This window comes from Rugamonas sp. DEMB1 (genome assembly GCF_029834475.1).
Taxonomy (GTDB): Bacteria; Pseudomonadota; Gammaproteobacteria; order Burkholderiales; family Burkholderiaceae_D; genus Rugamonas; species Rugamonas rubra.
Window position 1 is genome coordinate 527633 of sequence record NZ_CP122407.1, and the last position, 26864, is coordinate 554496.

Here is a 26864-nt window from a genome sequence, read left to right on the forward strand (position 1 = left end):
CCCTCGACTGGCCCTCGACTGACCCTCGACTTTCGCCCCGGCGCACCTCAGTGCAAGAACACGTCGTAGCTCAGCTTAACGATCAAGATCACCAACAACAGCAAAAACAGCACGCGCACGAAGCCGGCGCCGTGCCGCATCGCCACCCAGGCGCCGGTCAGCGCGCCGAGCACATTGCACACCGCCATAGGCGCGGCCACCGCATACAACACCTTCCCCGCTGGAATGAAGAACGCCAACGCCGCGATATTCGTCGACAGGTTGACCAGCTTCGAGCAAGCCGAAGCCAGGATAAAGTCGAAGCCGAAGAAGCGGATGAACAGGAAGATCAAAAAACTCCCCGCGCCCGGCCCGAACAGCCCGTCGTAGAAACCGATGGCGCCGCCGATGGCCACCGCCAGCAAACGCTCGCGGCGGCCGATCACCCGCGCCGTCTGCATCTGGCCGAAGTCCTTCTTGATGAAGGTGTAGATGGCGATCAGCACGATCAGCACCAACACCACCGGCCGCGCCACCTGCTGCGGCACATAGGACACGGCGGCGGCGCCGAGGAAGGCCATGGCGAAGGCGGCCACGGCGGCCGGCAGCACCAGCAGCCAGGGCACGCTGACCCGGCCGACATAGGAGCGTGCGGCGAACGCCGTGCCGCAGGCCGAGGCCACCTTGTTGGTGCCCAGCAGGGCGGCCGAGGCGGTGCTCGGCAGCAGGTTGAAAAGGGCCGGAATTTGGATCAGGCCGCCGCCGCCGACGGCCGCGTCGATCAGGCCGGCGAAGAAGGCGAACAGGCAGAGCAGGGCGACAGTGGTGGTCAGCATGGGCGGCTCGCGCGGGTCGACGGGGATGTGGTCATGGTGGTGGTGTCCAGTGGCAGGCCGGCGGCGCCGGCGGAGAACTGCTGCGGCCGATTATAGGTAGCGGGAAAGCGAGTGGTTGCAACCGGCCATTGCGGAAAACGCAATCTGCCCCTTGCGTTTCTTGTCCATCGGTAGGACACTTTGCTTTTTTACCAATGATCGGAGCCGCCGCCGCATGTCGCTCAAACTGATGTGGGAAATCCGCGCCTTTTGCACCGTGGTCGACAAGGGCAGCTTCATCCACGCCGCCCGCCAGCTGGGCTGCTCGCCCAGCGCCATGACGCGCGCCGTGCAGCACCTGGAGGAGGAGATCGGCACCGAGCTGATCCTGCGGGCGCAGAAGCAGCTGACGTTGACCCCGGCCGGCGAGTGCTACCACCTGTTCGCCCAGCGCTTGCTGGCCACCCAGGCCGAGGCGCTCGACCAGCTGGCCGAGCTGGGCGCCGCGCCGCAGGGCTGGGTGCGCATCTCGGCGCCGGAGATTCTGGCGCTGGGCTTCTTGCCGAAGACGGTGGCGCGCTTCTCCAGCCAGTACCCCGAGGTGATGGTCGACATCCGCTTCTCCGACAAGAGCCTGGACCCGGTCGAGGACCAGCTCGACTTTTCGATCCGTGGCGCCTTCCCGCAGTCCAGCGAGTTGATCGGCTACCGGCTGTGGGACTACCGCCGCCATTTGTACGCCGCGCCGGCCTACCTGGCGCGCATGGGCGGCGGCACGCCGCAGGAGCCCGAGCAGCTGGAGGAGCACGACATGGTGGTGCACACCGCGCCGCGCATCCTGCGCGACTGGTACTTCGTCTCCAGCGCGCGCACGCTGCGCTACACGGCACGGCCGCGCCACCGCTTCAGCTCCGGCATCGCCACCTTCCAGGCCGCGCTGGAGGGCGCCGGCATCGCCCGCCTGGCCGGCTGGCTGGCCGAGCCCGAGGTGGCGGCCGGCCGGCTGCTGCGGGTCTGCCCGGCCTACCGGCTGGCCTCGTCCAAATGGCAGGACCCGAGCATGCACGCGGTGTCCGCCTCGCCCCGGCTGGGCAAGGGCGCGCGGCTGTTCCTGGAGGCGGTGCGCGAGGACGCGCAGGCCATCGCCGGGCTGCACGAGGCGGCGCGCGAGCAGCGCGAGCCAGGTTAAGGACGCGATGAGAAAACCAGTGGTGTCATCGCGCGGTATCGGCCTGCTCGTCGTCGCGGCCTTGCATTTGTTGACCATCTACCTCGTCACCCGGCCGCGCACGCAGACCGCGCAGATGCTCGCCGCGCGCAGCACCAACATCGTCTTCCTGGCGCCGCCCGCGCCACGCCGCGTCGCCGCGCCGGTGCCGGTGCCGACTTCGGCCAGCGCGCGCGAGCGGCGTGCCGTCACCCTGTCACCGGCGCGCGAGCCCGCCCAGCGCCTGCCGCAGCCGATAACGCTGCCAACACCCGCCGCCGTGGCGCCGCCCCTGGCCAACGCGCCGGCCGCCGCCGAGCCGGACTGGACGCAGCCGGCCGCCAAGCCGGGCGCGGACAGCCTGGCCGAGCGCGCCAAGAAGAGCGTCGGCGCCATCGACCGCGACCTGCGCGCCAAGAGCCTGAACATGACCGACCGCAAGCCGATGGCCGAGCAGACCGCGCTGGCCAGCAATATCGCCAGCGCCTTCAAGCGGCAGGCCACAACGGTCGAAGAAGTCCTGATGGCCGACGGCAGCCGCATGAGCAAGGTGCACACGCCGAGCGGCACCTACTGCGCCTACAAGGAATCGAACGCCGTCACCGGTGGCCGCGACCCGTTCAAGGACGGCGTGCGCACCAAGGTCACCAGCTGCCCGCGCTAAAACGGCTACTGCGAGAAACCGGGGTCAGTGCCGACATTCGGACACGACCTGAACCGTATGTCTGGCACCATCCCTTCCAAGTGAGGAGCCTGAAAAAAACGCTTCGTTATTCTGTTGAGTCCGTGTCCGAATGTCGGCACTCGTATATTGAACGTACCGCAACGGCGTTGGATAATGATGGCGTTGAAGCGGCCGGGCGAAGTGACATTGATCGGCACGAGTGCCATTGAGCACGTGGGTCAGATAGGTGCCTTCGCCCGTTTCATTTTACAAGTCCGAACGGTATCTTGGGCCATCGCCATGGCGCGTAAGCCCGCATACGAGAGAGGTCAAAAATGGATACGGTACACGCTGTTGTAGGCATTGATGTGAGTAAGAAGAAGCTCGACGTGGCGTTGCTGGTCAACGGCAAGACGAAGTCGAAGGTGGTCGACAACTCCGCTTCGGGACATCGGGCTTTGTTGGAATGGTTGGGCAAGTCGAAGGCTCCGATGGCCGAGCTGCACGTTTGCATGGAGGCGACCGGCGTCTACTACGAGCCGGTGGCGCTGGCCCTGCACGCGGCCGGTTTGCGTGTCAGCGTGGTCAATCCGGCGTGCATCAAGGGGTTCGGGTACAGCGAGAATATCCGCAACAAAAACGACGCGGTCGACGCCGGGCTCATCGCCCGATACTGCGTCGCGATGGCTCCGGCGCCCTGGACGCCGCCACCGATCGAGCAGCGCCAGTTGCGCGCCTGGTCGATGCGCGTGCAGGCCCTGAAGGACATCCGCCAACAGGAGGAGAACCGGCTCGAGGCCCACACCGTCACGGGAATGGACGAGGTGGCCGAGCATGTGAGGGGGCACATCGCCTGGCTGAGCGCCGAGATCGCGAAGCTGGAGGACGAGATCGACGACCATATCGACCGCCACCCCGGCCTCAAGCACGACGCCGACCTCATCGCCAGCATCCCCGGTGTCGGTGCGACCACGGTGGCGAGGATTCTAGGCCACCTGGGCGACATTCGGCGCTTCGAGAGCGCGAAGGCGTTCGCGGCGTTTCTTGGCGTGACGCCGAAGCAGCGCAGTTCGGGAACCTCGGTGCGAGGGCGAACCATGATCAGCAGAACGGGCAGTACCGCGCTGCGCGCGGCACTCTACATGCCCAGCCTGGTCGCGCGCCGACACAACCCGATACTGGCCCAATTTGCCGAGCGACTGCTGGCAACCGGCATGGCGAAGAAGGCCGTGATCGGCGCGGTCATGCACAAGCTGACGCACCTCATCTACGGGGTCATCCACACCGGCAAACCCTTCGACGCAAACTATCTATCGAAAGGGCTTGCAAATCAAGACGGTATCTGACCCTGCCGTTGCTACATGTCGTCGTCGCCGTACTCCTGCGGCTTGACGCCATGCTCGGAAACGAGGCGCGGATACTCGGTGGAGACCAGCGCGTCCTTTTGCTTGCCCTGTTTGCTGATCTGGAAGCACCATGACGCCCCGAAATCGTAAAGGTAGTACAGCTTCTTGTTCTTGGGCGTCGGGAAGACTGCGGACAAAGGCATTTCCATCACATGCGTGTCGTCGTCCCCGCTCCATTCGCCGTCCGGCGTGAGAAAAGTCTTCCTACCTCGATTGTTGTTGGCGAGGTAGAACTCGTCGAGGTGATCGCCCCCCTCGAAGTCTATCGTGTCGAGAATGTAGCTTGCCAATCCTCCCAGCGCCAATTCGACCGGGCCTCCATCACAAAATGATAGGGGGCATTTAGATACCTGCCGCCGACGCACTCGATGGTCAATTTGAAAATCGTACTCATTGCTCTTGCTCTCCACTCGGAAAATGTTGTGTTGTCGACGGCCGCTCGCGTCAGACGATTGATGCTTGACTTCATCCTGTCATTGTTGTTCGCTAAAGTCCGAACCGACGCAATGCGGCAGATTACAATACGTTTCATTTTTCCGCCACGTCCGCCTACAAGGAAGCGCCATGCCCGTCCCTTCGTTCCGACCATTATTTTCCCTGCGCCGGCTGGCCGGCGCGCTGGCGCTGAGCGCCTCGCTGGCGCCGGCGCTGGCCACGGCCGCCCAGCCGGCCACCGTGCGGCTCGACTATCTGCACAGCGGTAATGCCAAGAGCGAGCAGTACGCCGTCGACCGTGTCGTCATCGAGCCGTTGCCGTGGCCGGGCGACATGGCGCGCACCATCGACCAGAGCAACCGGGGCATGAACCTGGTCGAGGTGACGGACGCCGCCAGCGGCAAGCTGCTGTACTCGCGCGGCTTCTCCACCATCTTCGGCGAGTGGAGCAGCACCGACGAGGCGCAGCGCGGCAATCGCGGTTTCCAGGAGTCGGTGCGCTTCCCCAAGCCGGACCGCCCGGTCAAGGTGCGCATCCTCAAGCGCGACGCGCAGAACGCCTTCGTCGAGGCGTGGAGCACGCTGGTCGACACCGACGCGCTCGACGTGGTGCGCAAGCAGGGGCCGGCACCGGCCAAGCCGATTCCCATCCGCGTCAGCGGCGCCTCGCCGGACAAGGTCGACCTGCTGATCGTCGGCGACGGCTACACCAAGGCCGAGATGCGCAAGTTCGAGGCCAGCGCGCGCCGCCTGGCCGAGCACCTGTTCAAGGTGTCGCCGTTCCGCGAGCGGGCGCGCGACTTCAACGTGTGGGCGCTGGCGCTGCCGACCCAGGAGTCGGGCGTGTCGCGGCCGTCGACCGGCGTGCACCACGCCTCGCCGCTGGGCACCCGCTACGACATCTTCGGCAGCGAGCGCTATGTGCTCACCACCGACAACCGCGCCTTGCGCGAGCTGGCGCAGTACGCGCCGTATGAGTTCATCGAGATCCTGGTCAACAACGACACCTACGGCGGCGGCGGCATCTTCGGCCAGTTCAGCACGGCGGCGGCCAACAACGACTGGGCCAACTACCTGTTCGTCCACGAGTTCGGCCACCACTTCGCCGGCCTGGCCGACGAGTACTACACCTCGCCGGTGGCCTACCAGACCGGCGGCGCGCGCATCGAGCCGTGGGAGCCCAACGCCACCGCGCTGCAGGACCCGGCGCATCTGAAGTGGAGCAAGTTCGTCAAGGCCGGCACGGCGCTGCCGACCGCGTGGCCCAAGGCGGAGTACGAGACCCACTCGCGCGAGTACCAGAAGCAGCGCGCCGCGCTGCGCGCCGCCAACCGCCCCGAGGCGGAGATGAACGCGCTGTTCCGCAAGGGACCTGGCCTACACCGAGCAGCTGTTCTCGCCTGCGCCCGAGCGGCGCAAGGTCGGCGCCTTCGAGGGCGCCAACTACGAGGCCACCGGCTACTACCGGCCGGCCATGCAGTGCCTGATGTTCGACCGCAGCGACGCCTTCTGCCCGGTGTGCCAGGACGGCATCGGCACCATCATCGACTTGTACGCCGGACCGGCGAAGTAGGCGCAGCGGCGCGGCGCGGTGTGGAACAAGGCGGGGCCGGGATTTTCCCGGCCCTGCTTATTTCGGTCGTGGGTTCGCTAGCGAACAGAGCGTATCCCGGCATGGGCCTATTCTGGCCTTGTGCTGTGGCGTTCCTTTACCACGGGGCGCAGCGCGAGGCGGTGGATTGAAGCCGCCCGCTATTGATCACTCCCGATACCACATCGAACTAAAAGGACACACCATGAACAAATTACTCGCTACCCTGATCGGCACTCTGTTTGCCACCGCCGTTATGGCCCAAACCCCGGCACCGCAAACGCCGGCCGTGGTGAAAGCCGAAGCCAGCGCCAACAAGGCCAACGCCAAAGCGGCAGCCTCTGAAATGAAGGTCGACGCCAAGGCCGACGAGAAGTCCAACAAGGCCGTCGCCAAAGCCGACGAGAAAGCCTCCGACGCGGTCCACGACGCCAAAAAAACCAAGGCCAAGGCCCACGCCAAGGTGGTCAAGGCGGACCCCGAGGACAAGATGACGGAAGCGGCCAAGGCCGAGCACACCGCCGCCAAGGCCGACGAGAAGGCCAACAAGAAGATCGTCAAGGCTGATGCCAAAGCGATCAAGGCCCATGTCGACGCCACCGCCGACAAGGTAGAAGCGGCCAACAAAACCGAAGCCACCAAGGCCAAGGGCGCCGCCGAAGTCAAGGAAGCCGCAGCCAAGCACTAAGCTTCGGGGTTCTTCAAGGAGCGCCGGGACGCCGACAAAACCCAACGGCGCAACCCAGGGTCAGACCCTAGGGTCTGACCCTAGATCTTCGCCTGTGGTTTTGCCGGCATCCCCGGCGCCTTGACGACCCCAAAAAAAAGACCGGCACGCCATCACTGGCGCGCCGGTCTTTTTTATGCTGGCCGCGCTGCGGCCAGGCGCGATCAGACGATCGCGGTCAGCTTCTCCGGCTTGATCTTCGAGGCCAGCGCCTTGCCCTTGCGGGCGCGCTTGCCGATGTGGACCGCCAGCGTGGAGGCCGACAGGCTCAGGTCCTGCGGCTTGGCGCCGCGCCCCATGCCGGAGACGATCACACCCTTCTGGCTGATGGCGCGGGCGGCGACCAGGCTTTCCTTGTCCTCCAGCTCCATCAGGATCACGCCACGGCCGCCGTTGGTCAGCACCTTCATCTCGTCGAGGCCGAACACCAGCAGGCGGGCCTGCTCGGAGACCACGGCGACGGCGCTGGCCTTGTCTTCCACCACGGTCGGCGGCAGCGGCACGGCGCCCTCGTCGAGCGTGATGAAGGACTTGCCGCCCTTGAGCCGGCTGACCATGTCGCCGGCCTTGGCGATGAAGCCGTAGCCCGCGCTGGAGGCCAGCAGCAGTTGCGTGTCGGCCGGGCCGGCGTAGAAGTGCAGGATGCGCGCGCCGCCGGTCAAATCGACCAGCGTGGTGATCGGCACGCCGTCGCCGCGCGCGTTGGGCAGGGCGGCCACCGGCACGGAATACACCTTGCCGTTGCTGCCGAAGCCGAGCAGGGTGTCGACCGTGCGGCACTCGAAGGCGCCGTACAGCGAGTCGCCCGCCTTGAAGGTGAACAGGGCGGCGTCGTGGCCGATGCCGGTGCGGGCGCGGATCCAGCCTTTTTCGGAGATGATGACGGTGACCGGTTCGTCCACCACCTTCTGCTCCGCCACGGCCTTCTGCGCCTCTTCGATCAGGGTGCGGCGCGGGTCGCCGAAGGTCTTGGTGTCGGCTTCGATCTCGCGGATGATGGCGCGCTTCATCGAACCGGGGTTCTCCAGCAGGTCTTGCAGCGACTGGCGCTCCTTGCGCAGATCGGCCAGCTCCTGCTGGATCTTGATGGCTTCCAAACGCGCCAGTTGGCGCAGGCGGATCTCAAGAATATCCTCGGCCTGGCGGTCGGACAGCTTGAAGCGCGCCATCAGCGCGGCCTTCGGCTCGTCCGAGTTGCGGATGATCTGGATCACCTCGTCGATATTCAACAGGATGGTCTCGCGGCCCTCCAGAATATGGATGCGGTCGTCGACCTTGCCCAGCTTGTAGCGGGTGCGCCGGGTCACCGTCTCGAAGCGGAAGTCGATCCACTCCTGCAGGATGTCGCCCGGCACTTTTGGCGCGGCCGGCCGTCGCCGCCGATCATCACCAGGTTGATCGAGGCGGACGATTCGAGCGAGGTGTGCGCCAGCAGCATCAGCATGAACTCGGTCTGGTCCTGGTTCTTCGACTTCGGCTCGAACACCAGGCGCACCGGGGCGGCGCGGCCGGACTCGTCGCGGATGGTGTCGAGCGAGTTGAGGATCAGCGATTTCAGCGCCACTTGCTCCGGCGACAGCGCCTTCTTGCCCAGCTTGATCTTCGGATTGGTCAGCTCCTCGATCTCCTCGAGCACCTTCTGCGACGAGGTGCCCGGCGGCAGTTCGGTGACCACCGCCTGCCACTGGCCGCGGGCCAGCTCTTCGATCTTCCAGCGCGCCCGCACCTTCATGCTGCCGCGGCCGTTGGCGTACATGTCGGCGATCTGCGCCGGCGGGGTGATGATCTGGCCGCCGCCGGGGAAGTCCGGGCCGGGCACCATCGCCATCAATTCGGCGTGGCTCATCTTCGGATTGCGGATCAACGCCACCGCCGCCTGCGCCACCTCGACCAAGTTGTGCGAGGGGATCTCGGTGGCCAGGCCGACGGCGATGCCGGAGGCGCCGTTCAGCAGCACCATCGGCAGGCGCGCCGGCAGCAGGCATGGCTCCTCGGAGGAGCCGTCGTAGTTGGCCTGGAAGTCGACCGTGCCGAGGTTGATCTCGTCCATCAGCAGGCGGGCGATCGGCGTCAAACGGGCTTCCGTGTAACGCATCGCCGCCGCGCCGTCGCCGTCGCGCGAGCCGAAGTTGCCCTGGCCGTCGATCAGCGGATAGCGCAGCGAGAAGTCCTGCGCCATGCGCACCAGCGCGTCGTAGACCGACTGGTCGCCGTGCGGGTGCAATTTGCCCAGCACGTCGCCGACCACCGTCGCCGATTTGCGCGGCTTGGCGGTGGCGGTCAGGCCCAGTTCGTTCATCGAGAACAGGATGCGGCGCTGCACCGGCTTCTGGCCGTCGCAGACGTCGGGCAGGGCGCGGCCCTTGACCACCGAGATGGCGTAGTCGAGGTAGGCGCGTTCGGCGAAGGTCGACAGGGTCAGCGTTTCGCCGCCGTCGCCGCCGTTGGGGCCGCCCGGCAGGCCGGAGTCGTCCGGGTCGGGCAGCTGTTCTTCAAAGAGGTTTGCTTGTGTCATGGTGTATTCGGTGTGCGGATTCTAGTGTGCGATGGCGTGGCTTAGATGTCGGCCTCGGCCTCGTTGCCGTGTTCCTCGATCCAGGCGCGGCGGGCGGCGGCTTCGCCTTTCCCCATCAGCATGTTGAAGCGGGCGGCCGACTCGGTGTGGGCGAACTCGCCCAGCGACACCGGCAGCAGGCGGCGGGTGTCGGGGTTCATGGTGGTTTCCCACAGCTGCTCGGCGTTCATCTCGCCCAGACCTCTCGAAGCGGGAGATCGACCAGGCGCCGTCCTTGACGCCGTCCTTGCGCAGCTTGTCCTCGATCGCCACCAGCTCGCCCGAATCGAGCGCGTACAGCTTCTGGATCGGCTTCTTGCCGCGCGCCGGCGCGTCGACGCGGAACAGCGGCGGCCGGGCGATGCAGATGTGGCCGTGCGCGATCAGCGCCGGGAAGTGCTTGAAGAACAGCGTCAACAGCAGCACCTGGATGTGCGAGCCGTCGACGTCCGCATCCGACAGGATGCAGATTTTGCCGTAGCGCAGACCGGACAGGTCGGGCGAGTCGGCGAAGCTGTGCGGGTCGACGCCGATGGCCACGGAGATGTCGTGGATCTCGTTGTTGGCGAACAGGCGGTCGCGGTCGGTCTCCCAGGAGTTCAACACCTTGCCGCGCAGCGGCAGGATGGCCTGGAACTCCTTGTCGCGGCCCATCTTGGCCGAGCCGCCGGCCGAGTCGCCCTCGACCAGGAACAGTTCGTTGCGCTGGATGTCGGACGATTCGCAGTCGGTCAGCTTGCCGGGCAAAACGGCGACGCCGGAGGACTTCTTCTTCTCGACCTTTTGCAGCGAGCGCAGGCGCGACTGGGCCTGCTTGATGACCAGCTCGGCCAGCTTCTTGCCGTATTCGACGTGCTGGTTCAGCCACAGCTCGAGCGGCGGCTTGGCCACGCTCGACACCAGGCGCACCGCGTCGCGCGAGTTCAGGCGCTCCTTGATCTGGCCCTGGAACTGCGGATCGAGCACCTTGGCCGACAGCACGAAGGAGACGCGCGCGAACACGTCCTCGGGCAGCAGCTTGACGCCCTTGGGCAGCAGCGAGTGCATCTCGACGAAGCTCTTGACGGCGCCGTACAGGCCGTCGCGCAGGCCGGACTCGTGGGTGCCGCCGTTGGAGGTGGGGATCAGGTTGACGTAGGACTCGCGCACCACGCCGCCGTCCTCGGTCCAGGCCACCACCCAGGCCGCGCCCTCGCCCTCGGCGAAGCCCTCGGTCTCGGCGCTGGCGTAGCCGGCGCCCTCGAACAGCGGGATCAGCGTCTCGCCGCTCGAGCTTTGCGCCAGCGCCTCGGTCAGGTAGCCGCGCAGGCCCTCGTTGTACTGCCAGGTCTGCACGTCGCCGGTCTTGGCGTTGGTCAGCGTGACGGTCACGCCGGGCAGCAGCACCGCCTTCGAGCGCAGCAGGCGCTGCAGCTCGGTCTGCGAGATGACGGGCGAATCGAAGTATTTGGGGTCGGGCCAGGCGGTGACGCGGGTGCCGGACTTCTTGCCGTCGCGCGGGGCGGGGCGCGAGGTCAGCGGCTCGACCACGTCGCCGGCGGAGAAGGCCATCTGGTGCAGGCCGTTGCCGTCGTTTTCCTTGCGCCAGACGGTGATCTCCAGGCGCGTCGACAGCGCGTTGGTGACCGACACGCCGACGCCGTGCAGGCCGCCGGAGAAGGCGTAGGCGCCGCCGGAGCCCTTGTCGAACTTGCCGCCGGCGTGCAGCCGGGTGAACACGATCTCCACGGTCGGCACGCCTTCTTCCGGGTGGATGCCGACCGGGATGCCACGGCCGTCGTCCTCCACGGTGATGGAGCCGTCGACGTTCTGGGTCACCGCGATGTTCTTGCAATGGCCGCCAAGCGCCTCGTCGGAGGCGTTATCGATCACTTCCTGGATGATGTGCAGCGGATTTTCGGTGCGGGTATACATGCCCGGGCGCTGCTTGACGGGCTCGAGCCTTCAAAGACGCGGATGGATGATTCGCTGTAGTCGGATGCTGGTTTTTTAGTGGCCATACGTGATCAAGCTGGGTAAAAGCGATACTTGGTTTATGCGGACGCCTGCGCATTCTATCCTCAACAGGGCGGATCGGCGGCAATCCCTTGGCGGGAAACGGGCGGAATTCATGGCGAAACTGCAAATACCTGCGGGGTTTTCCCCACAAGCTGCCGGCCGCGACGGGAATTGTACTGTATGTGCGTACAGTCGTGTTCGCTTGATGGCTGCCGCCGGCGTCGGGGCGGCGCCGTCCGTGGCGCGATTTATACACCGCGTTTACACCCCGCCACCGTCTTTTTAGACTGTTTTTACGGCCGGATCGGTAAGCTTCTTCATATCGAATTGATCGAAACAGGAGGTGGACGATGCACGCATTCTTCTACACGCAGCCGGCGCAGCGCCGTTCGTTTTGGCTGAAGGAGCAGGCCGCCAAGGCGCCCGCCGCGGCGCAGCCGGTGTGCCTGATGCAGCTGACCGTCGACGCGGACGCCGTCACCGCCCTGCGCCAAACCGTCACCCGCCTGTGCGGCGACGCCCTGCAGTTCATGCGCATCGAGGCCTGCGAGCACGGCACCCGCATGAAGGTGTGGTTGTGCCTCGGCAGCGCCCTGGTGAGCCAGGTGATGGAGGCGGTGATGCGCCTGCTGCCCGGCGCCGAGTTCGGCCGCTTCTCCACCCCGGGCAGCCGGCGCCTGGCGGGGCAGGGGCTGCAATGATCATCGCCATCGCCAACCAGAACGGCGGCAGCGGCAAGACCGTGGTCGCCAACAACCTGGCGCTGCTGCGCGCGCGCAGCGGCCGCAAGGTGATGCTGATCGACACCGACCCGAAGAAGACCTCGATCACCTGGAGCGGCGAACGGGCCGCCGCCGGCCTGCAACCCAAGCTGGCGGCGCGCGCCATCAGCGGGCGTGGCCTGGCCAACGAGCTGGAGACGCTGCGCCTGCACTACAACGATATTTTGATCGACACCGAGGGCCGCGACACGCCCGAGAGCCGCGCCGCGCTGATCGCCGCGCGCCTGGTGGTGGTGCCGGTGTCGGCCGACCAGGTCGACCTGGCCAGCCAGTACAAGCTGATCGCCCGGCTCAATTCGGCGCGCATGTTCAACCCCGGCCTGCGCGTGCTGTTCGTCACCGTCGGCGGCGAACACGACCCGAACGAGGAGGAGACGGCGGCGATCCGCGCCTACGTCGCCCGCGTCATGTCGGCCAGCCTGGCCAGCACCGTGATCCACGCCCACCAGACGGCGCACCAGGCTTGCGGCCGCGGCCGCTGCGTCTGCGACGCCGCCGACTGCCACGTGCGCGCCGCCGCCGAGATGAGCGCGCTGTACAAGGAAGTGTTCATCCCCTAGTTTTATGTCGCACCGTTTTCCAGGCCGCCGGTTCGCGCCGGCGGCCATGTTTTTTCACCCACCAAAAGAAAGACCGCATCATGAAGAAATTGATACTCGCCACAGCTGTGATGGCAGCATTCGCCGGCAGCTACGCCCATGCCGAGGACATCAAGCCGGACAATGAAGTCAGCTTCAACGCCAGCGTCGTGTCGGACTACCGCTTCCGCGGCATCTCGCAGACCCGCGTCAAGCCGGCCGTGCAGGGCGGCGTCGACTACGTCAACAACCCGACCGGCCTGTACGTGGGCGCGTGGGCGTCGAACATCAAGTGGACCAAGGACGCCGGCGGCAGCGGCCAGATCGAAGTCGACCTGTACGCCGGCAAGCGCGGCCAGATCAGCAGCGAGGTGTCCTACGACGTCGGCGTGCTGAGCTATGTGTACCCGTCGAACGGCCTGGCCACCAACGCCAACACCACCGAGGTCTACGGCCAGGTCGGCTACGGCCCGGCCTACCTGAAGTACTCGCACTCGCTGACCAACCTGTTCGGCTACGCCGACAGCAAAAACAGCGGCTACGTCGACCTGGGCGCCAACATCGACGCCGGCAAGGGTTTCACCATCAACCTGCACGCCGGCCACCAGAAGGTCAAGGGCAGCGACGTGGCCAACTACACCGACTGGAAGGTCGGCGCCACCAAGGACTTCGGCGTGGTCAGCGGCGCGCTGGCCGTGGTCGGCACCAACGCCCGCGAAGAAGCCTACAGCTCGCCGGTCAACGGCAAGTTCCTCGGCAAGACCGCGCTGGTCCTGAGCATCAGCAAAACCTTCTAAGCCGACGGCGCCGACGGCGGCTACACAGCAAAACGGGAGCAGAGGCGATGCCCTTGCTCCCGCTTCGAATTTGAAGGTATCAAATCGCGCGCACCGATGCTACGGCAGCATCTTCGCAGCCTCATCGTCTCCGCGAATTTGCGGTTCGTAATCAGTTTTCGCTTGCAATAGTGTGACCCATTCCTGGACGAGGCTTGGAAGTCGCTCTACTACCTCATAGCCGAACAATACCTCGTTGACATAGCCCATGTGAAGCATGTCGATGATGCGGCAGAGGTAACTGCGTCCTTGTACCCACCATGTGAAGTGGGCATCAAGCGCGAGCATGTGTTCGACGTGTCTATTCTCGTGCTCTCTCATCTCCTCAAGTTCCATACCATCAAGCAGAGTCTCGTAAACGCCGTCAGCTACGCGACTGCCGAAGGTAGTTGTGTAATAGTATTCCTTGATTTCCCAGATAGCCACAGGGTTCACGACCCCTGGGAGGGCTCCGTCCACCCGACGTGAAAGGGCCCTGAGTGGCATTGCGTTGTGAGTGAAGGTGGTCAACTGGCCTGGGTTCGAATTGAAACCGTCGACACCGACAATGCTCTCGACAATCATGTTGACAATGCCTGTCAGGTAAGCCACTTTCTTCATTTCGCCAGACTGCTTATTCATCGTGGCGGTAAGCTGGGGCTGAAGCTGCACTTTCAATTCATTGTAAACAGTCTCTGCTTGTTTGGCATCCATCAAACGAGGCCGAACAAAGTTGTCGAGCACGTCCGCGCGGTAATGAAAGTACTCGCACAGTTTGTATCCTAGCTGCGTTAGTTGTCCCAGATGGACTAGATGATCACTAGACAGTCTCAGTTTTTTGAACGCTGCTACAATTGCGACTGCATCCAAGCTCTTGATCCCACCAGTTCGGCGGTCAGTGTATTTTTGTGCCTCCGAAATGCTGCGGACGTGCGCCCAGAAACCCTTATCCAAGCCGATGAATCTCCAGTCTGCTCTCAAAACGTGTCTCCCATATGTCGAAATCGCTTTACGAAACGCAGTCTACCCTGTTTGATATTGCTTGTGCAGATGGGCAACAGCCAAGCCTACCAAAGCTAAAAGGACAACTGCTGAAGTGGATCGGCAATAAACAGAAGTTCGCGGCGGAGATTTGCAGCTACTTCCCGGATACATATGGCACGTACTTCGAGCCGTTTATCGGTAGTGGCGCTGTGTTGGCGACGTTGGGACCTAGAGTGGCGATAGCCGGCGACGTGTTCGGCCCGTTGGTTCAGATTTGGCAGAAGCTACACGACGACACTACTGGCTTGATTGATTGGTACGCGCAGCGACATGCATTGATTGACGTCATGGGGAAGAAAGATGCCTATGCAAAGGTGCTGGCCGACTATAACGCGGGGCCAAATGGCGCCGATCTGCTCTTCTTAAGCCGCGTCTGCTACGGCGGCGTGGTGCGGTTCCGAAAGTCAGATGGACACATGAGTACACCATGCGGCCCACACCGGCCTATGCCAGTCGAAAATTTTGCTGAGCGTGCACTAATCTGGGCTGCGCGCACGCGTGGTGCCCGCTTCTTACACGCCGATTTCGAAGAGACAATGAAGCTTGCCATGCCTGGTGACTTGGCATATTTCGACAGCCCATATGTCGATAGCCAAGGAATAATTTACGGCGCGCAGTCGTTTAGTGTCGAGCGGCTGTTCAAAGTGGTCGCGGATCTTAAGGCGCGCGGCGTCTACGTTGCAGTGAGTCTGGACGGTACTAAGAAGAGTGGGGACCACACCGTGGACCTCCCCATCCCTGAAGGGCTGTTTGAACGTGAAGTAATGGTGCACCTAGGTTCCTCAATGTTAAAGCGCTATCAGCTGAAGGACCAAACAGCCGAAGATCATCACGTAGCCGACAGGCTTTTGTTGACTTATTGACGCATGCCCTCCTGTTATTTCTGGGGGCTGAACACGTTAATTGAATTGAGGGAGAAGCTTCGCGGCCAGTATCTGCAAGGCCGCAAGGCGTTTTTCGTGCGTTTTTGGTATGTTCTGCATGTCTAGCGTAGAGCAAAGGGCCTGTATCTTTTGTTCTGTGAACCCAACGTCAAATTGGTGAAGGTGCGACTGCAGAATGACTTGAAGGCAAAGCCGAACGTGCTCACTATGTGGACCCGTTTTTTCCATTGATGACCTCATGTGGTTAAGACACAAGATTCAGCGAATGGTTCCACCGACGCTTTTATCAGCAATTTTGGTTATGGGCTCCATACGTTTTCGAGCCCCCTCGCTCAAAAGCTACGCCAGTACCCGACATCGTGCGCACGGACATCGCGGCACCAAGGGCGGGGCTGTGCAGACTCTGCCCCCCCCGGTGTCAGACTAGTTGTCGCCTCTAGATTTTACCCAAAGATAGAGGTGTACGATGGCAGCAAGAAATTCACCGGCGTTTGTCGAGCAGGCGTTGGTCAAGGTATTCTCCCGTGGCGACAGGAGCGTGCAGGCAGTCGCGGACGAGATCAACGTCAATTACCACACGCTTAAAAATTGGATGGCAAGGAAAGCAGTGAAGAAATCGGACACGCCGGCAGCGAAAGAGAAGCGCCCGCAGGACTGGAGCGCCCAGGAGCAGCTCGTCGCATTGCACGAGACGCACGGCATGGACGGCGAGGCGTCGAGCGTCTGGTGCCGCGAGCGCGGCATATTCCCCCATCATTTGACCGAGTGGCAAGCGGCCTTCTGCGGTGACAAAAGAGCCGGCCAGGCCGATTCCAAGGCGCTGCGTTCGCTCAAGGACGACAACGACCGGCTGCAACGCGAGCTGCTGCGCAAGGACAAGGCGCTGGCGGAGGCGGCAGCGCTACTGATCCTGCAAAAAAAGTTCCGGGCGCTTTGGGAGGACGAGGTCAAATGACCACGCTGCCGGAGCGCATCGAAGTGATGGCGCTGGTCGCCGAGGCGATCGGTGCCGGCGCGCGCCAGGACCGGGCCTGCGCCGCCATCTCCTTCAGCGAGCGCACGCTGCAACGCTGGCAGCGCGACGCCCTGCGCGGCGACCAACGGCCGGCACGCGTGCAGGCGCCGGCGAACCGGCTCAGCGCGCTCGAGCGGCGCCAGTTGCTCGCCGTCGCCAACTGCGCCGAGTTCGCCCACCTGCCACCCAGCCAGATCGTGCCGCGGTTGGTGGACCAGGGGCGCTACCTGGCGTCGGAGTCGACGTTCTACCGGGTGCTGAAGGCGGAAAAGCAGTTGGCCCACCGTGGCGCCGAACGCCCCGCGCAGGCCCGCCACAAGCCGCGCGCGTTGATGGCGACGGCGCCGGGGCAGTTGTACAGTTGGGATATCACCTACCTGCCCACGCCGGTGAAGGGCATCTATTTCTACCTCTATTTGTTCATGGATATTTACAGCCGGAAAATCGTCGGCTGGCAGATCTACGACGCGGAGAGCAGCGAACTGGCCGGCGAGGTGGTGCGCGATATTTGCGAGCGCGAGCGCATCGTCCCGGACCAGGTCGTGCTCCACTCCGACAACGGCAGCCCGATGAAGGGGGCGACCATGCTGGCCACCCTGCAGGCCCTGGGCGTGATGCCGTCGTTCAGCCGGCCGGCCGTGAGCAACGACAACCCCTATTCGGAATCGTTGTTCAGAACGTTGAAGTACCGGCCAGCATACCCCCGCCGCCCCTTCGACAGCCTGCTGGCGGCACGCCAGTGGGTCGGCGGATTCGTCAATTGGTACAACCATGAACACCGGCACAGCGCGATTCGGTTCGTCACGCCGGCACAGCGCCACGCCGGCCAGGACGCGCTGTTGCTGACCAAACGGGACGAGGTGTATCGCGCGGCGAAGGCCAGGCATCCGGGCCGCTGGAGCGGCGACACGCGCAACTGGGAGCCGGTCGCGGTTGTCCACCTCAATCCGGATCAAGTGGCCGGCAATGGCAATCGAAAGGAAGACGGCAAGACACTCAAGAAAGCAGCATGATGGACCAACTCAGGCGACAACTAGCTTGACAGCCACCGGCCCCGCCAAGCCAGGTGATTTCAATGCGCTTGGAACGCCGGCTGGAACACCTGCCGGTACAGGTGGCGCACCTCGGTCGCGCATAAGGCGTTCTCCCACTTGAAATCATCCATCTCCAGCGCGCTGTGGCGGGTGCCGTAGGCACCGCCGGCGCCCAGCACCAGAGTGTCGACCAGCCGCGCCGAGGCGATCTGCGCGACGAACACTAGCACGCAGCCGACCTCGTGCGGCGTCAGCGCCTGCGCCGCGTGGCCGACCGCCACCAGCACCTGGGCCTGCGGATTGGCCTCCTGCGCATGCCGGACCCGCAGCAGCAGCGCGCCGTGGTCGTGCATCTCCAGCTCGTCGGGCTGGATCAGCACGACGATCACGCCGGCGGCGGCCAACACAGCCTCGCTGTCGCAGTTGCCGGCAGTATCGATCACCACGTCGTCATACGGTTGACGCAGGTCGACCTGCGCCGGGCCGTGCTGCTGCGTCAGCAGCAGCACCTTGCTGCCGGCCGAGGCGCGTAGCAGGGCCAGTTGTTGGGCCAGGTCGGAGGCGGCCGGATTGTCCGTCATGCCGGTGAGCGCGACGATCATATGGCCTCCGCCTTGAACGAACGGAGGCGATGCGGCGCCGTGCGGCGATGGGGGAAACGCGAACGGTACATACAGTCTTTCAGCTGTGAGGATGTGAAAAGAGTAGCCCTTCCGTTGTAAAAAAATTCTAAATACTCGGTCCCGGGACGTAAACAAGGCGTAAACCTGATCAAGGCGGAGACCTTGGCAGCACTGGCCAGGCCGCCTGCCATTTCGTCAATTTTTACACCTTGTTTACACCCCCTCTCCAAGTCTTTACAAAACTTTTAGACCCTCTTGGCTAAGCTTCTCCGTATCAAAACAAGACCTGTGAGGGTGGAAAAAATGGACATCGTGTTTATCGGTGCAATCGTCGTCTTTACGGCAATCTGCTGGGCTTTCGCCATTGGCTGCGCCAAGCTGGGGGATCAGGAATGAACACCTTCTATCTGATTGGAGCGCTGGCCTCGGCCGGCTTGCTGGTGTATCTGGTGCTGGCCTTGCTGAAAGCGGAGGATCTGTAATGACTATGCAATCGTTTATGCTGCTGGCGGCATTCCTGGTGGTGCTGCTGGCGCTGTCCTACCCGCTCGGCATCCTGCTGAGCCGCGTCGGCGACGGCTCGGCCGTGCCCGGCATGGGCTGGATCGCCAGGCTGGAAAAGCTGCTTTACCGCCTGGCCGGCGTCTCGCCCGAGCAGGGCATGGGCTGGAAATCCTACGCCGTCGCGCTGCTGCTGTTCAACGCCGTCGGCACGCTGGCCGTCTACGCCGTGCAGCGCCTGCAGACCTGGCTGCCGCTCAACCCGCAGGGCATGGCCAACGTCAGCCCCGACTCCTCGTTCAACACCGCCGTCAGCTTCGTCGCCAACACCAACTGGCAGGGCTACGGCGGCGAACAGACCATGAGCTATCTGACGCAGATGCTGGTGCTGGCCGGGCAGAACTTCTTCTCCGGCGCCACCGGCATCGCCGTCGCCTATGCGCTGATCCGTGGCTTCTCGTCGCGCTCGGCCAAGTCGATCGGTAACTTCTGGGTCGACGTCACCCGCTCCACCCTGTACGTGCTGCTGCCGCTGTCGCTGATCATGTCGGTGTTCCTGATGGGCCAGGGCGTGATCCAGAACTTCTCCGCCTATAAAGAAGTGAGCCTGATCGAACCGGTCAGCTACACCCAGCCGAAGGTCGGCGCCGACGGCCAGCCGCTGAAGGACGCCGCCGGCCAGGTCGTCACCGAAACGCTGACCGCCACCACCCAGACCCTGCCGATGGGCCCGGTCGCCTCGCAGGAAGCGATCAAGATGCTGGGCACCAACGGCGGCGGCTTCTTCAACGCCAACTCGGCCCACCCTTACGAGAACCCGACGGCGGCCACCAATTTCATCCAGATGCTGGCCATCTTCATCATCCCGGCCGGCCTGTGCTTCGCCTTCGGCCGCATGGTCGGCGACCGGCGCCAGGGCTGGGCGGTGCTGGCGGCGATGACCTTCCTGTTCGTCGTGGCCACCTCGGCGCTGTTCATCACCGAACAGCAGTCGCTGCCGGCGCTGCAGGCGATGGGCGTCGACCAGAGCGCGACGGCGCTGCAATCGGGCGGCAACATGGAGGGCAAGGAGACCCGCTTCGGCATCAGCGCCTCCGGCCTGTTCGCGGCGGTGACCACCTCGGCCTCCTGCGGCGCGGTCAACTCCATGCACGACTCCTACACGCCGCTGGGCGGCGCCGTGCCGATGCTGCTGATGCAGCTGGGCGAAGTGGTCTTCGGCGGCGTCGGCACCGGCTTGTACGGCATGCTGATCTTCGCCATCATGACGGTGTTCATCGCCGGCCTGATGATCGGCCGCACCCCGGAATACCTGGGCAAGAAGATCCAGGCCTATGAAATGAAGATGACCTCGATCGCCATCCTGGTCACGCCGACCCTGGTGTTGGCCGGCACCGCCATCGCCGTGATGACCGACGTCGGCAAGGCCGGCATCCTCAACCCCGGCGCGCACGGCTTCTCCGAGGTGCTGTACGCCTTCACCTCGGCCGCCAACAACAACGGCAGCGCCTTCGCCGGCCTGTCCGCCAACACGCCGTTCTACAACACCATGCTGGCCATCGCCATGTGGTTCGGCCGCTTCGGCGTGATCGTGCCGGTGCTGGCCATCGCCGGTTCGCTGGCCGGCAAGAAGCGTCTGGAAGCTAACTCCGGCACCCTGCCGACCCACGGCGGCATGTTCGTCGGCCTGCTGATCGGCGTGGTCGTGCTGGTCGGCGTGCTGAATTATGTGCCGGCCGTCGCGCTCGGTCCGGTGGTCGAACACCTCCAGCTGTTCGCCAAGTAAAACCCTTTGACGGGGCGGAGCGCGCAAGGCGCCTCCGCCGCCGATAAACCCAGGAGCACAAGATGCCAAACGCCCAACCATCTCAGAAAGAGATGACGATTTTTACCAACCCGCCCGCCAAGTCGCTCAAGCTGTTCGACTCGGTGCTGCTGGTCCCGGCGATCATTGAATCGTTCAAGAAACTCAGCCCGCGCACCCAGCTGCGCAGCCCGGTGATGTTCGTCGTCTATGTCGGCAGCATCATCACCACGCTGCTGTACTTCCAGGCGCTGTTCGGCCAGGGCGAGGCCAACCCCGGCTTCATCCTCGCCACCAGCGTCTGGTTGTGGTTCACCGTGTTGTTCGCCAACTTCGCCGAGGCGCTGGCCGAGGGCCGCAGCAAGGCCCAGGCGGCCTCGCTGCGCAGCCTGAAGCAGAGCGTGATGGCCAAGAAGCTGGCCAGCCCGCGCCACGGCACCACCTGGCTGCCGGCCACCGCCACCGACCTGCGCAAGGGCCACTTCATCCTAGTCGAGGCCGGCGACGTGATCCCCATCGACGGCGAGGTCATCGAAGGCGTCGCCTCGGTCGACGAGAGCGCCATCACCGGCGAATCGGCGCCGGTGATCCGCGAGTCCGGCGGCGACTTCTCCTCCGTCACCGGCGGCACCCGCGTGCTGTCGGACTGGCTGGTGGTGAAGGTCACCGCCAACCCGGGCGAGACCTTCCTCGACCGCATGATCTCGATGGTCGAAGGCGCCAAGCGCCAGAAGACGCCGAACGAGATCGCCCTGACCATCCTGTTGGTGGCGCTGACCATCGTCTTCCTGATCGTCACCGTGACCCTGCTGCCGTTCTCGCTGTTCTCGGTCGAGGCGGCCAAGGCCGGCATGCCGATCTCCATCACCGTGTTGATCGCGCTGCTGGTCTGCCTGATCCCGACCACCATCGGCGGCCTGTTGTCGGCCATCGGCGTGGCCGGCATGAGCCGCATGATGCAGGCCAACGTGATCGCCACCTCCGGCCGCGCCGTCGAGGCGGCCGGCGACGTCGACGTGCTGCTGCTGGATAAAACCGGCACCATCACGCTGGGCAACCGCCAGGCCTCGTCCTTCGTCGCCGCCCCCGGCGTGACCGAACAGCAGCTGGCCGACGTGGCCCAGCTGGCCTCGCTGGCCGACGAAACGCCGGAAGGCCGCAGCATCGTGGTGCTGGCCAAGCAGCGCTTCAACATCCGCGAACGCGAGATGGCCAGCCTGAACGCGGTGTTCGTGCCGTTCTCGGCCAACACCCGCATGAGCGGCGTCGACATCGGCGAACGCCACGTCCGCAAGGGCGCGGCCGACTCGGTCAAGAAGTATGTCGAGGCGCTGGGCCAGCCGTATCCGGCCGAGGTGGCGCGCGCCGTCGACGACGTGTCGCGCCGCGGCAGCACGCCGCTGGTGGTGGTCGACGACGGCCGCATCATGGGCGTGGTCGAGCTGAAGGACATCGTCAAGGGCGGCATCAAGGAGCGCTTCGCCGAGCTGCGCCGCATGGGCATCAAGACCGTGATGATCACCGGCGACAACAAGCTGACCGCCGCCGCCATCGCCGCCGAGGCCGGCGTCGACGACTTCCTGGCCGAGGCCACGCCGGAGGACAAGCTCAAGCTGATCCGCAGCTACCAGGCCGAAGGCCGTCTGGTGGCGATGACCGGCGACGGCACCAACGACGCGCCGGCGCTGGCCCAGGCCGACGTCGCCGTGGCGATGAACTCGGGCACCCAGGCCGCCAAGGAGGCCGGCAACATGGTCGATTTGGATTCGAACCCGACCAAGCTGCTCGAGATCGTCGAGATCGGCAAGCAGATGCTGATGACGCGCGGTTCGCTGACCACCTTCTCGATCTCGAACGACATCGCCAAGTACTTCGCCATCATCCCGGCGGCGTTTGTCGGCACCTATCCGAGCCTGAAGGCGCTCGACGTGATGCATTTGTCGAGTCCGAACTCGGCGATCATGTCGGCGGTGATCTTCAACGCGCTGATCATCATGTTCCTGATCCCGCTGGCCTTGAAGGGCGTGCAGTACCGCGCCATCGGCGCCGCCGCGCTGCTGCGCCGCAATATCTGGATCTACGGCGTCGGCGGTTTGATCCTGCCCTTCGTCGGCATCAAGCTGATCGACATGCTGTTGTCGGCGCTGAACCTCATTTAAACCAGGAGCCACCATGTCTTCCACCATCCGTCCCGCCGTCGTCCTGTTCGGCGCATTGACCCTGATCTGCGGCGTCATCTATCCCTTCGCCGTGACCGGCATCGGCGCCGTCGCCTTCCCCGACCAGGCCGGCGGCAGCATCGTCGAGGTCGGCGGCAAGCCGGTCGGCTCCTCGCTGATCGGCCAGTCGTTCACGTCGCCGCACTACTTCTGGGGCCGTCCGTCGGCCACCGGGCCGATGCCCAACAACGGCGGCGGCTCGAGCGGCTCGAACCTCGGTCCGTCCAACCCGGCACTGACCGACGCCGTCAAGGGCCGCGTCGAGGCGCTGCGCGCCGCCGATCCGTCCAACACGGCGCCGATCCCGGTCGACCTGGTGACGGCCTCGGGCAGCGGCTTGGACCCGGACATCAGCGTCGCCGCCGCGCAGTACCAGGCGGGGCGCGTCGCCGCCGCCCGCAAGCTCGACCCGGCCAAGGTGCGCGGCCTGATCGAGGCCAAGCGCAGCGGCCAGGTGCTCGGCTTCTTCGGCGAGCCGCGCGTCAACGTGCTGGCGCTGAATCTGGCGCTGGACGCCGAAACCGGCCGCACGCGCTAATCCGGACGCGGTATGATCGCGCTGTGCCGCCGGCACTGAGGCGCGCGTGCCGGTGAAGCGAGCAAGACCCAACGGCGCAAAGCCAGGGTCAGACCCTAGGGTCTGACCCTAGATTTTTGCCGTTGGGTGGTTTTCGCGGCGCCCGGCGCCCTTTTTGTACTGAACGAAACCGAACCATGACCCATGTTCCCCACCGATAAGCAGCGCCCCGATCCGGACACCCTGCTGGCCCAGGTACAGGCGCAGGAGCGCCGCGCCGTGCGCGGCAAGCTGCGCATCTACTTCGGCGCCTCGGCCGGCGTCGGCAAGACCTACGCCATGCTGGCGGCGGCGCGCAAGCTGGAGGCCGACGGCCAGCGCGTGCTGGTCGGCGTGGTCGAGACGCACGGCCGCAGCGAGACGGCGGCCATGCTGGCCGGGCTGGAGCTGCTGCCGCCCAAGCTGGTCGAATACCGCGGCAAGTCCATCGCCGAGTTCGACATCGACGCGGCGCTGGCGCGCCGCCCGCCGCTGATCCTGATGGACGAGCTGGCCCACACCAACGCGCCCGGCTCGCGCCACCCCAAGCGCTGGCAGGACGTCGACGAGCTGCTCGACGCCGGCATCGACGTGCTCAGCACCGTCAACGTGCAGCACCTGGAGAGCCTGAACGACGTGGTCGGCGGCATCACCGGCATCCGCGTCGGCGAGACCGTGCCCGACACCGTGTTCGACCAAGCCGACGAGGTGGTGCTGGTCGACATCCCCGCCGACGAGCTGCTGTCCCGCCTCAAGGCCGGCAAGGTCTACCAGGAGCAGCAGGCCGAGCGGGCCGCCAAGAACTTCTTCCGCAAGGGGAATTTGATCGCGCTGCGCGAGCTGGCGCTGCGCCGCACCGCCGACCGCGTCGAAGACGACGTGCGCGCCTACCGCGTCGAGCAGTCGATCAACGGCATCTGGAAGACCGGCGCGGCGCTGCTGGCCTGCGTCGGCCCGCGCCCCGGCTGCGAGCACACGGTGCGCAGCGCGGCGCGCCTGGCCGGCCAGTTGGGCACCGAGTGGCACGCCATCTATGTCGAAACGCCGACCCTGCAGCGGCTGCCGGCGGCGCAGCGCGAGCAGATTTTGAACACCCTGAAGCTGGCGCGCGACCTGGGCGCCACCACCGCCGTGGTCTCCGGCGCCGACATCGCCGCCGCCGCCGTCGCCTACGCGCGCGGCCACAACCTGTCGAAGATCGTCATGGCGCGCGGCCACCCCACCTGGCCGTGGCGCACGCCGCACATCAAGGGAATGGCCAAGCTGGCGCCCGACATCGACCTGATCGAGATCGGCGAGGCCAGCACCGAGCCGGCCGCCGCCAAGCCGGCCGTGGCCGAGGAGCCGGACGGCGACATCGACAGCGGCCGCAACAAGCGCCGCCTGCTCGGCTACGCCGGCGCCGTCGGCGCCAGCGTGGCCACCGCGCTGGCCGCCACGCCGCTGCTGGCCTACCTCGACCTGGCCAACATCGCCATGCTGTTCCTGCTGGTGGTGGTGCTGGTGGCGGTGCGCTTCGGCCGCGGCCCGTCGGTGCTGGCCACCTGCGTTTGCGTGGCCTGCTTCGACTTCTTCTTCGTGCCGCCGCGCTTCACCTTCGCCGTCTCCGACTTCCAGTACGTGATCACCTTCGTGGTGATGCTGGCGGTGGGCCTGATCACCGGCCACCTGACGGCCGGCCTGCGCTTCCAGGCGCGCGTCGCCTCGCACCGCGAGGCCCGCTCGCGCGCGCTGTACGAGTTCGCCCGCGAGCTGTCCGGCGCGCTGCAGACCGAACAGATCTACGAGACCACCCAGGGCTTCATCCAGCGCGCCTTCCGCGCCCGCTCGGTACTGCTGCTGCCCGACGACGACGGCCGGCTGTTGCCGCCGCCGACCGCGCCGGGCGGCGCCAAGGCTCAGCTGTCGGTGCTCGACACCGGCATCGCCCAGTGGTCCTTCGACCGCGCCGAGGTGGCCGGCCTGGGCACCGACACGCTGCCGGCCAGCCGCATCTTCTACCTGCCGCTGGTGGCGCCGATGCGCACCCGCGGCGTGCTGGCGATCGAGCCGGAGCAGCGCCGCTGGATCCTGATCCCGGAGCAGCGCCAGCAGCTCGACACCTTCGCCGCCCTGGCCGCCATCGCGCTCGAACGGGTGCACTACATCGAGGTGGCGCAGAACGCGCTGGTCAACATGGAGTCCGAGCGGCTGCGCAACTCGCTGCTGGCGGCGCTGTCGCACGACCTGCGCACGCCGCTGACCTCGCTGGTCGGCCTGTCCGAGTCGCTGGCCGGCTCGAAGCCAGCGCTGTCCGAGGCCCAGCTCGACGTGGCCGCCGCGCTGCACGACGAGGCGTTGCGCATGAGCGCGCTGGTGTCCAACCTGCTCGACATGGCGCGCATCCAGAGCGGCGAGATCAAGTTCAACCTGCAGTGGCACGCGCTGGAGGAGGTGGTCGGCAGCGCGCTGCGTGCCAGCGGCTCGCAGCTCAAGGGCCACCACGTCGGCACCGAACTGCCGGCCGGGCTGCCGCTGGTGCGCTTCGACGCCGTGCTGATCGAGCGCGTGCTGTGCAACCTGCTGGAGAACGCCGCCAAGTACACGCCGGCCGGCTCGCGCATCGTCGTCACGGCGGCGCTGCACGGCGTCTGGCTCAACGTGATGGTTTATGATAACGGCCCGGGCCTGCCGCACGGCCGCGAGGAGGCCATCTTCGAAAAATTCACCCGTGGCGAGCGCGAATCGGCCAAGCCGGGCGTCGGCCTGGGGCTGGCGATCTGCCGCGCCATCGTCGAGGCGCACGGCGGCAGCATCCAGGCCGCCGAGTCGCCGGCCGGCGGCGCCGCCTTCGTCTTCACACTGCCGCTGGGCACGCCGCCGGCCATGCCGGATCTGGACGCCGAACGTATAGGAAACAACGATGAATGAAACCATGCCCACCGCCTTGTTGGTGGAGGACGAACCGCAAATCCGCCGCTTCGTGCGCAGCGCCTTGGAGGAGGAGGGCTGGCAGATCTTCGAGGCCGCCAACCTGCAGCGCGGCCTGATCGACGCCGGCACCCGCAAGCCCGACCTGGTGGTGCTCGACCTCGGCCTGCCCGACGGCGACGGCATCGACTTCATCGCCGACCTGCGCAAGTGGTCGGCGGTGCCGGTGATCGTGCTGTCGGCCCGCGTCAACGAGGCCGACAAGATCCGCGCCTTGGATGCCGGCGCCGACGACTATTTGACCAAGCCCTTCGGCGTCGGCGAGCTGCTGGCGCGGGTGCGCGCCACCCTGCGCCGGCAGCGCCAACCGGCGGCCGACCAGGCCGGCCTGGTGCAGTTCGGCGCGGTGGCGGTGGACCTGCAGAACCGCCGCGTCACGCGCAACGGCGAGAGCGTGCATTTGACGCCGACCGAGTACCGCCTGCTGGCCGTGTTGGTGGCCAACGCCGGCCGGGTGATGACCAACCCGCAGCTGCTGCGCGCCGTGTGGGGGCCGTCGCAGGGCGAGAACGGCCACTACCTGCGCATCTACATGGGCCACCTGCGCCACAAGCTGGAGGACGACCCGACCCAGCCGCGCTATCTGCTGACCGAGACGGCGGTGGGCTACCGGCTGCAACTGCCGGCCTGAGGCGCCGGCGCCGGGCGCGGCCGCGAAGTCCG

20 protein-coding genes and 4 pseudogenes are annotated in these 26864 nt (G+C 65.5%); 17 read left to right on the forward strand and 7 right to left on the reverse strand.

Translation table 11 applies throughout. The features are described from left to right. Nucleotides 1–47: 47 nt before the first annotated feature. Complete coding sequence (locus QC826_RS02430; RefSeq protein WP_279764247.1) at nt 48–815, reverse strand: sulfite exporter TauE/SafE family protein; 768 nt, start codon at nt 813–815, stop codon at nt 48–50. A 214-nt stretch (nt 816–1029) separates the two neighbouring features. On the opposite strand from QC826_RS02430, the gene QC826_RS02435 reads away from it, so the two are divergent. The 3 genes from QC826_RS02435 (at nt 1030) to QC826_RS02445 (ending at nt 4011) form a co-directional block, all read left to right on the forward strand. Then, the gene (locus QC826_RS02435; RefSeq protein WP_279764248.1) at nt 1030–1983 is read left to right on the forward strand and encodes a LysR family transcriptional regulator; all 954 of its coding nucleotides are present in this window, start codon (nt 1030–1032) and stop codon (nt 1981–1983) included. Nucleotides 1984–1990: 7 nt separating this feature from the next. Next, a complete protein-coding gene (locus QC826_RS02440; RefSeq protein ID WP_279764249.1) occupies nt 1991–2665 on the forward strand; it encodes a hypothetical protein in 675 nt (224 codons plus the stop codon). Nucleotides 2666–3000: 335 nt separating this feature from the next. After that, on the forward strand, nt 3001–4011 hold the full coding sequence (locus tag QC826_RS02445; protein WP_279763670.1) for an IS110 family transposase: 1011 nt from the start codon (nt 3001–3003) through the stop codon (nt 4009–4011). A gap of 11 nt (nt 4012–4022) precedes the next feature. On the opposite strand, the gene QC826_RS02450 is transcribed toward QC826_RS02445, so the two are convergent. Beyond that, on the reverse strand, nt 4023–4481 hold the full coding sequence (locus QC826_RS02450) for an IS1096 element passenger TnpR family protein (RefSeq protein WP_279764250.1): 459 nt from the start codon (nt 4479–4481) through the stop codon (nt 4023–4025). A gap of 154 nt (nt 4482–4635) precedes the next feature. On the opposite strand from QC826_RS02450, the pseudogene QC826_RS02455 reads away from it, so the two are divergent. The 3 genes and pseudogenes from QC826_RS02455 to QC826_RS02460 form a co-directional block, all read left to right on the forward strand. Further along, nucleotides 4636–5817 (forward strand): annotated as a pseudogene (locus QC826_RS02455) (M64 family metallopeptidase); the annotation flags it as partial. A gap of 79 nt (nt 5818–5896) precedes the next feature. Beyond that, entirely contained in the window at nt 5897–6079 is a 183-nt protein-coding gene (locus tag QC826_RS31160; RefSeq protein ID WP_313872866.1) for a M64 family metallopeptidase, read from the forward strand. A 223-nt stretch (nt 6080–6302) separates the two neighbouring features. Then, nucleotides 6303–6785 carry a hypothetical protein gene (locus QC826_RS02460; RefSeq protein ID WP_279764251.1) on the forward strand — a complete coding sequence of 161 codons (483 nt, stop codon included), beginning with the start codon at nt 6303–6305 and terminating at the stop codon, nt 6783–6785. 203 nt (nt 6786–6988) lie between these two features. Here the strand turns inward: QC826_RS02460 and parC are convergent. Then, a pseudogene (parC, locus tag QC826_RS02465) lies at nt 6989–9339 on the reverse strand (DNA topoisomerase IV subunit A). A 41-nt stretch (nt 9340–9380) separates the two neighbouring features. Next, a pseudogene (locus QC826_RS02470) lies at nt 9381–11378 on the reverse strand (DNA topoisomerase IV subunit B). A 348-nt stretch (nt 11379–11726) separates the two neighbouring features. Between QC826_RS02470 and QC826_RS02475 the strand changes: the two are divergent. Then, nucleotides 11727–12077 carry a hypothetical protein gene (locus QC826_RS02475; protein ID WP_279764253.1) on the forward strand — a complete coding sequence of 117 codons (351 nt, stop codon included), beginning with the start codon at nt 11727–11729 and terminating at the stop codon, nt 12075–12077. After that, a pseudogene (locus QC826_RS31510) lies at nt 12074–12442 on the forward strand (AAA family ATPase); the annotation flags it as partial. The gene QC826_RS02475 and the pseudogene QC826_RS31510, both read left to right, overlap by 4 nt. Nucleotides 12443–12549: 107 nt before the next feature. On the opposite strand, the gene QC826_RS31515 reads toward QC826_RS31510, so the two are convergent. Next, the gene (locus QC826_RS31515; protein ID WP_409567852.1) at nt 12550–12711 is read right to left on the reverse strand and encodes a PagK family vesicle-borne virulence factor; all 162 of its coding nucleotides are present in this window, start codon (nt 12709–12711) and stop codon (nt 12550–12552) included. Nucleotides 12712–12798: 87 nt separating this feature from the next. Here QC826_RS31515 and QC826_RS02485 point away from each other — a divergent pair, with 87 nt between their 5' ends. Next, on the forward strand, nt 12799–13533 hold the full coding sequence (locus QC826_RS02485) for a TorF family putative porin (RefSeq protein WP_279764255.1): 735 nt from the start codon (nt 12799–12801) through the stop codon (nt 13531–13533). Between the two features lie 99 nt (nt 13534–13632). Here the strand turns inward: QC826_RS02485 and QC826_RS02490 are convergent, their stop codons facing one another. Then, nucleotides 13633–14505, reverse strand: coding sequence for a hypothetical protein (locus tag QC826_RS02490; protein ID WP_279764256.1), 873 nt, complete (start codon nt 14503–14505; stop codon nt 13633–13635). A gap of 41 nt (nt 14506–14546) precedes the next feature. Between QC826_RS02490 and QC826_RS02495 the strand changes: the two genes are divergently transcribed. Both QC826_RS02495 and QC826_RS02500 read left to right on the forward strand, forming a co-directional pair. Next, nucleotides 14547–15458 (forward strand): DNA adenine methylase, encoded by a 912-nt coding sequence (locus tag QC826_RS02495; protein ID WP_279764257.1) that lies wholly within the window; start codon nt 14547–14549, stop codon nt 15456–15458. A 487-nt stretch (nt 15459–15945) separates the two neighbouring features. Further along, nucleotides 15946–17507, forward strand: a protein-coding gene (locus QC826_RS02500; protein ID WP_279764258.1) for an IS3 family transposase whose coding sequence is annotated in 2 segments (ribosomal slippage) — nt 15946–16402 and nt 16402–17507 — 1563 coding nt in all. Because the reading frame shifts where the segments join, the coding sequence is not laid out codon by codon here. A gap of 59 nt (nt 17508–17566) precedes the next feature. Here the strand turns inward: QC826_RS02500 and QC826_RS02505 are convergent. Continuing rightward, on the reverse strand, nt 17567–18130 hold the full coding sequence (locus tag QC826_RS02505; protein ID WP_279764259.1) for a hypothetical protein: 564 nt from the start codon (nt 18128–18130) through the stop codon (nt 17567–17569). Nucleotides 18131–18543: 413 nt separating this feature from the next. On the opposite strand from QC826_RS02505, the gene QC826_RS02510 reads away from it, so the two are divergent. From QC826_RS02510 to kdpE, 6 genes are all read left to right on the forward strand, one after another. Further along, a complete protein-coding gene (locus QC826_RS02510) occupies nt 18544–18633 on the forward strand; it encodes a potassium-transporting ATPase subunit F (RefSeq protein WP_279764260.1) in 90 nt (29 codons plus the stop codon). Next, on the forward strand, nt 18633–20438 hold the full coding sequence (kdpA, locus tag QC826_RS02515) for a potassium-transporting ATPase subunit KdpA (protein WP_279764261.1): 1806 nt from the start codon (nt 18633–18635) through the stop codon (nt 20436–20438). Before QC826_RS02510 ends, kdpA begins: the two co-directional genes overlap by 1 nt. Before the next feature lie 92 nt (nt 20439–20530). Continuing rightward, nucleotides 20531–22615, forward strand: coding sequence for a potassium-transporting ATPase subunit KdpB (gene kdpB / locus QC826_RS02520; protein WP_279764262.1), 2085 nt, complete (start codon nt 20531–20533; stop codon nt 22613–22615). 13 nt (nt 22616–22628) lie between these two features. Next, nucleotides 22629–23213: a potassium-transporting ATPase subunit KdpC gene (gene kdpC / locus QC826_RS02525; protein ID WP_279764263.1), complete on the forward strand. Its 585-nt coding sequence runs from the start codon at nt 22629–22631 to the stop codon at nt 23211–23213. 183 nt (nt 23214–23396) lie between these two features. Then, on the forward strand, nt 23397–26141 hold the full coding sequence (gene kdpD / locus QC826_RS02530; RefSeq protein ID WP_279764264.1) for a two-component system sensor histidine kinase KdpD: 2745 nt from the start codon (nt 23397–23399) through the stop codon (nt 26139–26141). Beyond that, entirely contained in the window at nt 26134–26832 is a 699-nt protein-coding gene (gene kdpE, locus QC826_RS02535; protein WP_093382457.1) for a two-component system response regulator KdpE, read from the forward strand. The genes kdpD and kdpE overlap by 8 nt, the downstream gene beginning before the upstream one ends. The last annotated feature ends 32 nt before the right edge of the window (nt 26833–26864 follow it).

Coding starts and splice junctions, on each gene's coding strand:
- QC826_RS02430 (WP_279764247.1), bottom strand. CDS start 815: ATGCTGACCACCACTGTCGCCCTGCTCTGCCTGTTCGCCTTCTTCGCC.
- QC826_RS02435 (WP_279764248.1), top strand. CDS start 1,030: ATGTCGCTCAAACTGATGTGGGAAATCCGCGCCTTTTGCACCGTGGTC.
- QC826_RS02440 (WP_279764249.1), top strand. CDS start 1,991: ATGAGAAAACCAGTGGTGTCATCGCGCGGTATCGGCCTGCTCGTCGTC.
- QC826_RS02445 (WP_279763670.1), top strand. CDS start 3,001: ATGGATACGGTACACGCTGTTGTAGGCATTGATGTGAGTAAGAAGAAG.
- QC826_RS02460 (WP_279764251.1), top strand. CDS start 6,303: ATGAACAAATTACTCGCTACCCTGATCGGCACTCTGTTTGCCACCGCC.
- QC826_RS02475 (WP_279764253.1), top strand. CDS start 11,727: ATGCACGCATTCTTCTACACGCAGCCGGCGCAGCGCCGTTCGTTTTGG.
- QC826_RS31515 (WP_409567852.1), bottom strand. CDS start 12,711: ATGAACACTTCCTTGTACAGCGCGCTCATCTCGGCGGCGGCGCGCACG.
- QC826_RS02485 (WP_279764255.1), top strand. CDS start 12,799: ATGAAGAAATTGATACTCGCCACAGCTGTGATGGCAGCATTCGCCGGC.
- QC826_RS02495 (WP_279764257.1), top strand. CDS start 14,547: ATGTCGAAATCGCTTTACGAAACGCAGTCTACCCTGTTTGATATTGCT.
- QC826_RS02505 (WP_279764259.1), bottom strand. CDS start 18,130: ATGATCGTCGCGCTCACCGGCATGACGGACAATCCGGCCGCCTCCGAC.
- QC826_RS02510 (WP_279764260.1), top strand. CDS start 18,544: ATGAACACCTTCTATCTGATTGGAGCGCTGGCCTCGGCCGGCTTGCTG.
- kdpA (WP_279764261.1), top strand. CDS start 18,633: ATGACTATGCAATCGTTTATGCTGCTGGCGGCATTCCTGGTGGTGCTG.
- kdpB (WP_279764262.1), top strand. CDS start 20,531: ATGACGATTTTTACCAACCCGCCCGCCAAGTCGCTCAAGCTGTTCGAC.
- kdpC (WP_279764263.1), top strand. CDS start 22,629: ATGTCTTCCACCATCCGTCCCGCCGTCGTCCTGTTCGGCGCATTGACC.
- kdpD (WP_279764264.1), top strand. CDS start 23,397: ATGTTCCCCACCGATAAGCAGCGCCCCGATCCGGACACCCTGCTGGCC.
- kdpE (WP_093382457.1), top strand. CDS start 26,134: ATGAATGAAACCATGCCCACCGCCTTGTTGGTGGAGGACGAACCGCAA.